The organism is Mojavia sp. (assembly GCF_059505145.1).
This window is the reverse complement of record NZ_JCACKA010000107.1, coordinates 22,365-33,992: the sequence shown is the minus strand read 5'-3', so window position 1 is coordinate 33,992 and position 11,628 is coordinate 22,365. Positions and strand designations below refer to the sequence as shown.

Annotated in this window: 8 protein-coding genes and 1 pseudogene; 3 read left to right on the top strand and 6 right to left on the bottom strand. The window is 39.7% G+C overall.

Features of this window, described 5'->3' with window-relative positions; genetic code table 11:
- The 3 genes from AC5JL8_RS29365 to AC5JL8_RS29355 all read left to right on the top strand — a co-directional run.
- Positions 1-1,300, top strand: a 1,300-nt coding sequence (locus AC5JL8_RS29365) for a hypothetical protein (protein ID WP_495883210.1), incomplete at its 5' end; no start/stop codon positions are given.
- Positions 1,301-1,394: 94 nt separating this feature from the next.
- On the top strand, positions 1,395-2,204 hold the full coding sequence (locus AC5JL8_RS29360) for a hypothetical protein (protein WP_495883209.1): 810 nt from the start codon (positions 1,395-1,397) through the stop codon (positions 2,202-2,204).
- Between the two features lie 15 nt (positions 2,205-2,219).
- A complete protein-coding gene (locus AC5JL8_RS29355) occupies positions 2,220-3,299 on the top strand; it encodes a hypothetical protein (RefSeq protein ID WP_495883208.1) in 1,080 nt (359 codons plus the stop codon).
- 165 nt (positions 3,300-3,464) lie between these two features.
- Here the strand turns inward: AC5JL8_RS29355 and AC5JL8_RS29350 are convergent, their stop codons facing one another.
- From AC5JL8_RS29350 to AC5JL8_RS29325, 6 genes and pseudogenes are all read right to left on the bottom strand, one after another.
- Positions 3,465-4,790 (bottom strand): HNH endonuclease, encoded by a 1,326-nt coding sequence (locus AC5JL8_RS29350; protein WP_495883207.1) that lies wholly within the window; start codon positions 4,788-4,790, stop codon positions 3,465-3,467.
- Positions 4,787-6,358 (bottom strand): AAA family ATPase, encoded by a 1,572-nt coding sequence (locus AC5JL8_RS29345; protein ID WP_495883206.1) that lies wholly within the window; start codon positions 6,356-6,358, stop codon positions 4,787-4,789. The genes AC5JL8_RS29350 and AC5JL8_RS29345 overlap by 4 nt, the downstream gene beginning before the upstream one ends.
- The gene (locus AC5JL8_RS29340; RefSeq protein WP_495883205.1) at positions 6,355-8,451 is read right to left on the bottom strand and encodes an HsdM family class I SAM-dependent methyltransferase; all 2,097 of its coding nucleotides are present in this window, start codon (positions 8,449-8,451) and stop codon (positions 6,355-6,357) included. Before AC5JL8_RS29340 ends, AC5JL8_RS29345 begins: the two co-directional genes overlap by 4 nt.
- A gap of 3 nt (positions 8,452-8,454) precedes the next feature.
- A complete protein-coding gene (locus tag AC5JL8_RS29335; RefSeq protein ID WP_495883204.1) occupies positions 8,455-9,738 on the bottom strand; it encodes a restriction endonuclease subunit S in 1,284 nt (427 codons plus the stop codon).
- Positions 9,738-11,261 (bottom strand): type I restriction-modification system subunit M, encoded by a 1,524-nt coding sequence (locus AC5JL8_RS29330; protein WP_495883203.1) that lies wholly within the window; start codon positions 11,259-11,261, stop codon positions 9,738-9,740. Before AC5JL8_RS29330 ends, AC5JL8_RS29335 begins: the two co-directional genes overlap by 1 nt.
- Positions 11,258-11,557 (bottom strand): annotated as a pseudogene (locus AC5JL8_RS29325) (type I restriction-modification enzyme R subunit C-terminal domain-containing protein); the annotation flags it as partial. The gene AC5JL8_RS29330 and the pseudogene AC5JL8_RS29325, both read right to left, overlap by 4 nt.
- Positions 11,558-11,628: the final 71 nt, after the last annotated feature.

The following is an 11,628-nucleotide window of genomic DNA, read 5'->3' as shown; positions in this document are numbered from 1 at the left end:
CGTACTATCTACGCTAACCTGTTTTTTATTCCCCACACCTTTTTTCGTTCACCCCTTTGCCGTAGCTGCAAATAAAGTGGTTCCTCGGCTTCCACGCCAAAAAAATCAGGAACCAATGGTTCCTCAAGTTGCCACCGTCACGGTTACGTCACCAACTCATCCAAGACACGGGCAATCAGGAACCATCTCAGCCGATCCACCCAATCAAAGGCAGCAGATTGTCACCTTTGAGGATGGTGAGAGGGAACTGGTGAACAATGCGGATTTGAGTAATGACGAAATTGAGTCATTCCCCACCGAAAGAACTTACCCCAAAGAATACGCCGAAGCGATCGCGCAACTAAAACAGCAGCATCAGCAGGAATTGGAACGGCTGGAGCAAGACTTGAGAATTGGTTTGCAAACAGAAGCCGCTGAATTGGCAGAACAACAGGTACAAGAACAACTGGCCACTTTGCGACAGCTGTTTGATCAACAGAAGCAGCAAAACATCGAGTTACAGCAACGGCTCTCCCAGTTGGAAGGGCTAAGACAGCTAGAGCTTGAGAACCAGCGATTACAAAAACGTATTCAGGAATTGGAACGTGCTGTAGAAGAACGTCCTGCTCAGGAGTGGGGTAATACTCTCACTAAACAGGCAACCAAAGCACTGAACAAGGAAGTCAAGCAAGCTCTGAATAAAACAATAGACCTGCGATCGCTTGCTCTTGAACCACCAAAAGAAAACGCCACCGAATGCTTGCGACTGATGGGTATAGCTTTGGGTAATCTCGCCAGTGCCATGAACAACACCCAAGCCTTACAAGCTGCGGCTTTAATTCTGGGCAGTGAACCAACACCAAGCGCGATCGCATATCGGGCTGAACAGCTACAACTAATACCCCAAGCAGTGAGCGATATTCGGGCTGTGCTTGCCAAGCCTAGGTGTAGTTGGTGGGATTATCTGGAAGTGGCCCAGGAATACGAGGTTATCAAAGCTGACTACTGGGCAGAGTTGACCCCACAAGAGACAGAGTTAATCACTGCCCTTGAGAAAGCCGAATCCTCACTCATTACGGAACCAATGGTTCCTGACGAAAACCCTGCTGATTCTGGTTCTTCTGATGGTGAAGTGATCGGGCTAGGTTCTATCGTTGCCCATGCTGATCCTTACCGCGCTTTATACAACGCTAAGGGTGAAGTTATTGAAGATATGGGTTTGGAAGTTTGGGTGGCGTGGGATCACTGGAAAGACAACCCGAAAAAGACTGACCGTTATTTCAAAGATGAGTTGCGGTTCTGGCAAGAAACAAACCAGTAAATAACAACTCACAATCACATCTTTAAAACAACTGAATGCAGTACGGCTCAAGTGCTGCCGATATTTTCATGCGTCAAAAATTGGAGAAATATTTATGAATGCGATTACGTTTCAAATTCAGGACGAGTTAGGATTTTGCACCCGCACTAACGACGGTGTAAGCGGAATGACCGTCACAGCTTTAGCTAATTTCTGCGGTGTAGACCAACCCGCTATCACCCAATTACTAAACAAGATTCGTGATTGTGACCCCATAACGAACGACTTATCAGAATCGCTGAAACATTTAGCTGGCAATGACTGGAGGCTCATAACGAATGATGCTCAAAATAGCTTGTTCGTGATTGACGAACTTTGTCATGCAGTGCTGGAATACTACGCGATGGATGCCCGGAAATATAAAGGTAAACAAACCGCAGCTAACAATTACCGCATGGTAGCCAGAGCCGGAACAAGGGTGTTTATTTGGTCACAAACTGGCTATACCCCACAGTCATTTAGTAGTGAACAGTTAGCATTGCTCCAAGCTATTCCTGCAATGCAACAGGCAATCACCCAGCTACAAGCGCAAGTACAAACGCTGCTACCTCCATCATCAGACTTTATACCCCCTGGTTGGGATGCCGAAGTCTGGCGATCGCTACCTCTACAAGATAAACGCCATTTCCGTTTTCTGTTCCGTCGCCGCAACTTCCGCCCCTCCCAGCAGAGTCAAACTGAGCCGTTAGCCCTACCCTCTGTCACTGTTGAGCAGTTGAAAGAACAACAACGGGCTGAGATAGCGCAATTAGTCGGTGAAGTATCGCCCGAAGAGAAACAGCAATTCCAAGCAGCAAAACGCCAACAACTTCGTGAATTTTGGTCACAAGCTCCAGAAGAAGACCAAAAAAATATGCCGTTTTAGACGTTGGGTAAAAATATGACCAGTAAATTAATTACTCCAGAATCCCCTCTGTTGGTTCCACCTCTACTAGCCGCAGAGATTGGTTTAACCGAAGCGGTAATACTCCACCAGCAGATTCATTACTATTGTCTGATTTCCAAGCACATCAAGCGTGATGGTAGACGTTGGTTTTGGAAAACGCTCAAGGATTGGGGTCAAACACTGCCTTTCCTGAAAATATCCGCCATCAGACGGGCGATCTCTAACTTGAGGGATAAATTTAAGTTGATTGATGTTTGCCGACACAGTGAAAAAACATGGTATCAGGCCAACTGGTTCACTGTTAACGTTGAAAACGTACAAGCCCTGTGGAATCGGATTTGCGAAAATCAGCAGATCGATGTGAGCGATTTGAACGCATCGATCTGTTCAAAGGCAACAGATCATATCAAAGAGTTCCCCTCCAAAGAGTTCGCTTCACAACAACACTCTGCTGTTGAGCTTGAAAAAAGTGAGGAAGTGGAAACCGAAAATTTAGACTATGACCAGGAAGGGGTTTGTCAAACCTCAAAACCAGAGTTACTCCAGACTAATCGCTTCGTTGAAGACATAGAACCCCTTGACTCGACTACCGAGACAAATACTCATGAGGATCATTTTTCCGCCGCCCCGGTTGCGTCGAATTTTCATGATGAAGACTTTGGTGATGATTACACCGAGCCTGTAGAAAAATCAGTGCAGCCGAGCAACCAAGAGATTCAGGAAGTGTTGCAGCAATTAAGGGAGATTCCTTTTACTCCGCAATTTCGGCTCAATGCAGAGATTCAACGCACGGTTAGGCGGTGCTGGGAGAATGTACCAGGAGCGATCGCTTACTTGAAAGAAGCACTCCGAACTTGGAAGGGCATTAAATCGCCGGAAGCTGTATTCGTCGCTGCGTGTAAAGAAGGCAGGAAACCGGAGGCGCAACAGGCCAAGTCTGGTGTGGTTGCTTGGTTTAATTGGGCTAGGAAAAACAGGATTGTGATTGCGATGTCGGGTGAAGTTGTGTATACACCCGATGGTGAGGCGGTGGCAGTTGCGGAGATGATGCGGCGGTTTCCGGTGGGGGATTGATTTTAAAAGTGAGGTGCGATCGCCGCACGGGCTAGGGCGTGACTGTAGGGATGGAAAAGCTCAAGATGGTGGAACAATTAGACTGATACGGAAACAAGTGATCTATAATTTGGGATTTCAAAAAAATGCACAAGATTTGTAAATCAACAAAAATTATTTTTGTGATTACACATTATTATTTACAGTTTTTCTCAAGTTTCTAGCGTTATTAATGCTTGAGCGGGCTTTAGATTTTTTGAATAAGTCTACTGTAGTTGGTTCTTCTATAGACAAGTTATCCATTGTTTGTCCTAATCTAATTTTTAGTTCATCCATCAAAGCTGATGATTTAACTTCAGAAGTTGAAGAGTTATTAAATACTTCTTCAGTTTCATTGATTAATGCAGCTAATAGCCAAGCTCTAGGAACCGAATATGGCTGTTGACCCCGTTCTTCTATATATTCTTTACCTAGTGAATAATCGAAGCAGTCAAGTAGAGTTTGTGAGTCATCTAAAGAAACATGGAAAGCAGTTAGGAGAGCTTCAATCTTTCGATAAATATGTGGTTCTATTTCATTTACTTGTTCGCTCCAACGTTCTGGTACTCGATAAGTTTCTTGTAGGGCATCTATTCTATCACCAATATTTAATCCTATCTTTGGCTTTAGTAAGCCTATTTGTGTAGGCAGATTTTGACTTTTAATACTAACTTCTAAATACGTTTGATTCCACAATCCAGGTTCTCGATATAAGCAAAATATATCTTCTAGCTTACGTCTAGAACTAAGACTAATTCTTTGGCAGGTCAAGGGGTCAGTTGTTTTTTTTATTCTTTGATTACAAGCAAGACAGCTTGGTACTAAATTATAAGGATGACAAGCTAGATGTGGGTATTTACTTTTTGGTAAATAATGGTCAATATCTGTTCTAATATCTCCTGCTTTTGTACTGTATTTAGCTTCATCACAAGCAGGACAAATAAATAATGTGGGATTTGTTGCTTGAAATGCTTTCAAAAAATCTTGCGCTCCAAAGCTAGAAGGATTATCCCCGGAAAATATATATTCTGGAAAACCAGAGTTTCTTTTTCTTGGACTAGCAGCTTCTCGTAAAACGTTTTCGTAGAATCCGATTAAAAAATTAGATGCTGCTTCTTGCCAAGGAGTTATGGTTTGAGGAGCGAGAGGCTCAAGGATACCGCTAGGTTTCTTAAGAAGTCTAAATGCTTCACAAGCAAGTTGCTTGACCCATTTGCGTTTCTCTTTACTAAGAGTAGAATCTTGTGCAAAAATTTGAAGAGGTTTGAGCCTGCTTTCTGCTGCTTGCCATATCCATTTAGCTATTTTGTCTCCTCTTCCGCTAAATCTAGGACACCGATTCAAGCGATCACCGCAGTTAGTTTGGTCTAAAGTGGAGTTAGAAGCTGCGTAAAATAACAACCAAATTTGTAAAACTACAATATCCGTCAGTCGCTTACGGGTTAACTCTGGTAGATAAACATCATGAATCATTCTGGCTCGATTTCTAGCAACTCCCGACGTATTTTATAACTCCAGTAACCCTGAGCAACCACTGAGAGCAGATTTTCCAAAGTGTGCCGTCGTTCTTTCAGGTTTCCATTAGTTGGCTCTGATAGTATGCGCTGAATATATGAGACACTTCTTTGACCCGCAGGATGTGGCGCATGAAAAACATGAACCATGATATCACTTGGGTCTGCCGCAAAAGTTTTGAGGTCAGGTTTTCTAGCGTTTTCAGTATAGCTTGCAAGACGATTAAGGATGACAATATCTTCTTCTAACACATCAGTGAGAGTAATGCTAGAGTGTGTTGTAATTAAAACGTGACTTTGTCTTCCCTCTAGAGTCTTATCTAGGAGAGAAACAATTTTACGCTTCCAGAAATCATTGAAGTGAACTTCTGGTTCATCTAGTAAAATTAATGCTTCAGTTTCACCCAATAGTGTAAACAGGCACATTCGACCCAAAAAGCTGCGCTCACCATCACTCAGCCAGTCAAACAAAAGTAAGGGAGGGTGATCTTCCTTATTTTCATCATTATCTGATCCAAAACGCTCTAAAAAAATATTGACTTCTCTTAACACAGACTGACCATCATCACCGATTTTGTCTAATCGAGCTAAGATTGTAAAAAGCTGTAGCCCACTTGAAAATTCTTCAATTATTGCCTGAGCTGTAGAATTTCCTGAAGTTACTAGGTCAAATACTAGAAGATAATCACTACCTAAGCGTAATTTACGCGTTGCAAAGTGTGCGAGTCTTTTTACTTCATCTCGGTCTGCTTGGCTAGTCGTACCTTGGGTCATCCGAAATTTGAGGGAAAAACCTGCTATCGCCTCTACATTAGCACCCTTATCAATATTTCCCTTAGTTCCTCGCAGCACTTCTTCTAAACGTCTATTCTCCGGGTTTTGAGCTAAATCAGCTAATAAACCACAAAGAGTCACAAGGGAAATTTGATGAGTTTCAATAAATAAAAATCGACTTTCTTCTTCTAGTTGGAAATTTTCTAATGTATAAAAACAAGGTGGTTTACCAGGAATTTCTCGTATTGCTCGATCAAGTAAAGATAATTCTTGTATTGCTTCTAAATATTCACCATTAAGTGCCTGAATTTCATCAAGTTTTTTCCAAGCTGTTTCGCTACCTGTCGTAAAAGCAACAACCATTTCTGGTAAAACATTATGGCTGAGTTGCACTTCTGTATCATTTTCCCAAACTTTCAATTCCCCAAGTGGTGAAAATCCTTCAGTGTCAAACTCTGGAAATTCTGCTTCTTCTGGAAAATTGGAAAGCTTGATGTGACGTTTGGTGTCGGTTTCTCCCAATTCATACTCTAATTCAAAGCCGTACTCAATGGGAGCATGACGCTCTAGCTTCCGCATTAAGTCAAACAATACACGCAAGACAGTTGACTTGCCAGTACCGTTGACACCAACTAAGAAATCTAGACTATAAGAAGGTGGGTCAGGGAAAACGTTTTCTGCTTGAGGACTGAAATAAATTTCTAAGTTACGGAGAACCTGATAACTTTCCAAATAGAGTCGATGTAATTTCATCTGGTTTCCTCCCCTGAATTTAATATACCTGAGTCTAAATCCCATATATCTCGCTGGGTAACGCGACGATAGAACAGGAGGGGTTCATTAGTTTTTGGGTCTGCTATAGTTACAGGCACTATAACCCCCATACGCTCTAAAAGATCAATAGTTGAGCGAGTAACATCTGTTGGTTCATCTACATCAGGATTATTTAATTCCTCAAGGGTAAATAATGCTGCTGTATGATAATTATTTGTTTCATTATCAGTCACTACCTCTGTTTTTTCACATACTTTCTGCCAAATTTTGAATTGTTCTGGGCTTAAGTTCTTAAAAGGTTGAATTTCTGCTTGTAGAGGAGGAGGCAATTTTTGGGTTGCTATCGGTGGTGACTCTAAATGACCAAAAAGATTATCAATACGTTGGGCTAATTGTCGTTGATTGCGATAAATTTTTGCTAAAAGGGCTGTAGGAGATTCAATACTATTTGATTCAGTTTGGGTTCTAATATAGGTTTCTGGACGCAGGTCATAAGCTTGTTCTTGTATTGCAGATTTGGCAACAGCTACCCCTAGCAGTACATGATTTAGAGTAACAATTTGTTTTTCTGGCGAGAAGGAAATGGCTACAGCTTTGACAGGATGCGAAAGTAACTGAACTACTTGCTTGGCTTTTTCTTCTGCTTTTGATTCTTCTATATCTATATCGGTTTCTGTTTCTTCTTCGTCAGTTTCTAATTGTTCGTTATTATCAGAATTATGTAAGAAATCTAAGGGTATCTGCAAGTTGATTCGCTGATGAGGTGGATCTGCGCCCACTTCCACCAGTAAAAGAGGAGATTGTTGACCTGTTTGAGAATCAAAAGGTTGATATGTAATATTTTCTAGGTTATTTCCTATACCTTGACAAATTACACCTATACAAATTTCATCATCTGTTATCCATTTAATCCCAAGTTGTGGGTTAGTTGCATTAGGGAATAAAGTATCAAAATCAGAGTTATGCTTTGTCCAGACTGCTTCTAAAAAAGGTAAATCATTAGGCTGAGAAGGTTCTTGAGTTAAATCACGTCCCCTACCTGCTGGATAACCATCTTGTTCAATTTGAAAAAACCAAGTTAGATGTTTTTTTGAAGGTTTTACTTTGCTAAATAGCAGCAAATGCGTTTGCAGGGAACTATAGGGTTGAAAAGCGTCTTTTGGAAAAGAAACTACTACTTCAAGAAAATTTTCATTAACTAATTGATGACGCAGATTTTTCTCAGATGTGCTATTACTGAATAAAACTCCAGATGGAACTAAAACTGCTGCACGTCCATTTGGAGATAATTTTTGTAATGCTAGATTTAAGAATACAGTTTCGCTACGACTGCTGACTTTTTGCTTAAAGCTGAACTCTGCTAATGTTGTATCAATCTTTGCACCAAAAGGAGGATTGATTAGAATCCTGTCAAAACTTAAAGAGTTTATTTTATTGTCTTTAATAGATGCTTGTTCAAAAAATGATTTTAAAAATTCTTTATTAGAAATATTACTTTGAAAATCATACTGTTGAAACTTATTGTATGCTGCTGTTGCCCATTCTTCAAATGTTAAAGCGTTGCTATTAAATATTAAAACATTTAATTCGTGGAGTTTAACATTAGCAAAAGCAATTCTTGCCCATTCTGAGGAAATATCAACACCGACATTCATTCCTTGAGGTTTATGAGCTTGATTTACTAATAATCCACCACTACCACAAACAAAATCTGCTAGGCTATGGATTGGTTCAATTTGAGCAAGAGAAATCATAATTTTAACTATATGTCGAGGTGTGGGGTAGCCTCCACCTGCAATCATATTAGGCAGATAGTAAATTATATGACGGTCTAAAAGTTTTGCATATCCTCCTACTATATTTGCTGCTTTTTCGAGGAGTTGTTTGATTCTCTCTATGTTCAAATTTGCCTGATTTGGTTTTCTAGGTTTCAGCCCTTCATCAGGAAATTCTAGATTGTTAATTTCTAGTAAAAATGCAGCGATATGCTCAATAATCACAAGGTCATAAGAAATTCCAACCTTGCGGAATTCTAGCCAAACTTGATTCAGCAAATCACGTACTATTGCCATACCCTACAATTCTCCTCGAAAAGCCTGATCTAAAATTGATTGTTCAAGCAGATCAAGTAGTTTGACATCCTGAGATAAACCTTTTAGTATTTCATCAACTTCATTTTGGATACAATTTAAATACTCAATAATCCTTTTCTGCTCAGACTCTGGAGGGATAGGTATAACGATATCCATTATAGTATCAGTTTTTAATCTTTTAGTTCCATGCGCTGCGGTTTCTACCAATTGTAATATAAATGAAGAACGAGCGCGGAGTATATAACCCAGATAATCAGGCAATAAGTTACTTATAGATATAAGAGCTTTCATATCTTGGTTTATTGTTACTTCGCTCTGCGTAATAGCTACTGGTAAAGTATGAGCTAAAATCATTCCTCTAACAACAATCAATATTGCTCCTTGAGGAATTAGTTTAACTGACGTTTCTTTTAAAGCATCTGTAGCTATGTGTTCTTGTGAATCGTATATATACCAACGCTTCATATCCTTAGGTGATACCCAAGGTATTCTTCCATCCCAATATTTCACATTATTTCTTGCAGGAGTTCCGCCACCTTCTATCTTAATCTTACCTATAGATATTAATTCCTTTATTGTTAGAGAATCGGGATATTGCTCATCAAGTTTGTTTATAACTTGATTTAAGGCTGTAAAAATTAATTGCTCTACATCTTGACGTATTTCATCAACCAGATTGCGAGACTGTTTAACTTCATAGATCAGTGTTTCTATACGTGTAACAATCCTACGCTGAGTATCTAAAGAACGAATTGAATCTTCAGGGCAAGGAATAGGGATTTTAAATTTACGCAAATTACCACGACTAATTTCTAAATAAGTTGTAGAACTAGCCAACTTAATAACTTCAGGAGTTAGTGTACGTAAACACCAAGCTAAATAATGATTGTTTAAGTTATGACTACAAACCAGATTAGCAAAGCCTTGGTTAGTACAAAGTGAAACTCCTGCTATAGCAATTTTACCAATAGTTGCCCGTGATGAGAAAAGAACAGTTCCAGGTGGTAGAAGTTTAGCAGATGAAGATTCTAAACCATTATTGGTCAGTGTTGTACGAGATGATTTTACGACTTGAACAGGATTGTTTACATCAATATCAGTGGGTGTAACCCAAACAATATCCCCGTTAAAATATTCACTTTTACTACGGTTGGGAGTTCCACCGCCATAGAAGTGAGAACATAACTTTTCTAAAGCTATCCAATCCCATCCTTGAGGTAAACTCCAAGGGTACATTCTAAATTTGGGTTCACTGGACAGAATCATCACGCCTCCTCATGCCCACTTACAAGTTTATGCAAGCGTTCTATTTTTTGATGAAGTGTCTGTTGATTTTCAAGAATTTTAGCAGTAAGTTCTGATGGATGTGGCAACTTTTTACCTTGCAAACGATGAGGATTTCTAGCTGTTAAATCATAATCACATTTAACCAAATTTTTTTTATCTACAAACCAACTATTTTTTGTAAAATTCTCTTGAGTAATTTTTCCTAGCCGATATGCTAACAATTGTCGAAAAATCAGTCTTGCTTCTGCAAAATTTTCATCTGCTATAGGATTACTTTTACTGAATTTTTTCAACTTCTCAGGTAAAGGCATTTCATAATAAAGCACTTCTTTTGTAGCACCGGAACGCTCAAAAAATAACAGTGCCGTTTTTACATCAGAATAAGGTGCAAAAGCTCCAGGTGGTAGACTTACTACTAAAAATAAGCTGAAATCATTCAGCAACATTTGCTTAACTGTAGCAAAAGCACCACTTCTAAAAAGTGTCCCTTCTGGCACGACCATACCACAACGTGCTTTATTTGATGGTTTTAGCTTTTTGATAATATGTTCAACTGCTAATAGTTCTGTAGCATTACTTTTTACAGGAAAATTCACTTGAATTTGAGCATTTTCTTTTCCTCCAAACGGAGGATTTGTTAAAACAATATCAAAACGCTCTGAGACATTTTTTAAATTTTCTGCCAGGGTGTTGCGTCGGCGTATATCGGGAACTCGAACACCATGCAATACCATATTCATAGTACCAAGTAAGGCAGGTAGTGCTTTTTTTTCCTGCCCTACAAAAGTATCATACTGAAGAATTTTGTGGTCTTTAGTTGTTTTCTCTTGCTTTTGCATATGCAAATATGCTTCTACCAAAAAACCACAGGAACCACAAAAAGGGTCATAAACTGTCTCCCCAATTTGAGGGTCAATTACTTCTACCATAAAACGAATAATTGAACGGGGTGTGTAAAATTCCCCCGCCATTTTATTTTCGTTCCCTAGTCGCTTTAGTAAGTCCTCATAAATATGGGAAACAGTATGAATATCATCAGGATTTTTAAAGTCAATGCTATCGACAATCTCTAGCACATCTTTAAGGTTATAGGGTGAAGCGCAAATGATGACAGTGCGATCGCTAAAAATCCCAGCAATAACCTCACGCTCCGATGAACCATAAAGACTAGCTAAATAAGGTATCAGTTCTCCCCGCACAAACTGCATCAACTTTTCGCCATCCCATTCTGGCGTGGAGCGGCGACCATTTTCTCCTATTTTTTGACCTAAAGCTTTGGGTATCCAGCTAGACCAGCGATAAGATTCATCAATAACTCGCTTATAAGTTCTACCTGCTAATTCAGCTTCTACCTCAAAAATTGCTTCCTGCTCATCAAAAAATTTCAAGAACAAAAGCCAAGATAAATGTTCGACATACTCCATAACACCACCACAGTTGTCGTCACGGCGTAATATGTCACAGGCTTGCCAAATGTCATTAGTTAGTTGTTCTCTACTCACCTAGTTTCTTCTCGGTAAAGGCGACTTTGCACCTCGTTTAATGTTTGTCGCAGATGGTTAATTGTACCAAAACTCTGAACAATTCCTGGAGCCTGCCTTATTTCCCGAAAAGGAGAAAGCTGAAATACTTTAGGGTTAAACATTTCTTTTACACCTGCCAAGCGATATTTGTCGAGTAAAGCTAAGATAACTTCACACGCTTCTGGAATTCGCTCCTCAAGAAATAGTTGTTCATAGTGTAGAAATGCTTTAACTCGCTCATCCCTGGTGTGAACTGGCTTATTAAAGGCGAGATGTGCTAATAATAAGTCAAATTGGTCTGCTTTAGGTTAAAATAAAATATCTGCTAATACCTCTAGATGGATGC

Coding starts and splice junctions, on each gene's coding strand:
- AC5JL8_RS29355 (WP_495883208.1), top strand. CDS start 2,220: ATGACCAGTAAATTAATTACTCCAGAATCCCCTCTGTTGGTTCCACCT.
- AC5JL8_RS29335 (WP_495883204.1), bottom strand. CDS start 9,738: ATGATTCTGTCCAGTGAACCCAAATTTAGAATGTACCCTTGGAGTTTA.
- AC5JL8_RS29345 (WP_495883206.1), bottom strand. CDS start 6,358: ATGAAATTACATCGACTCTATTTGGAAAGTTATCAGGTTCTCCGTAAC.
- AC5JL8_RS29340 (WP_495883205.1), bottom strand. CDS start 8,451: ATGGCAATAGTACGTGATTTGCTGAATCAAGTTTGGCTAGAATTCCGC.
- AC5JL8_RS29360 (WP_495883209.1), top strand. CDS start 1,395: ATGAATGCGATTACGTTTCAAATTCAGGACGAGTTAGGATTTTGCACC.
- AC5JL8_RS29350 (WP_495883207.1), bottom strand. CDS start 4,790: ATGATTCATGATGTTTATCTACCAGAGTTAACCCGTAAGCGACTGACG.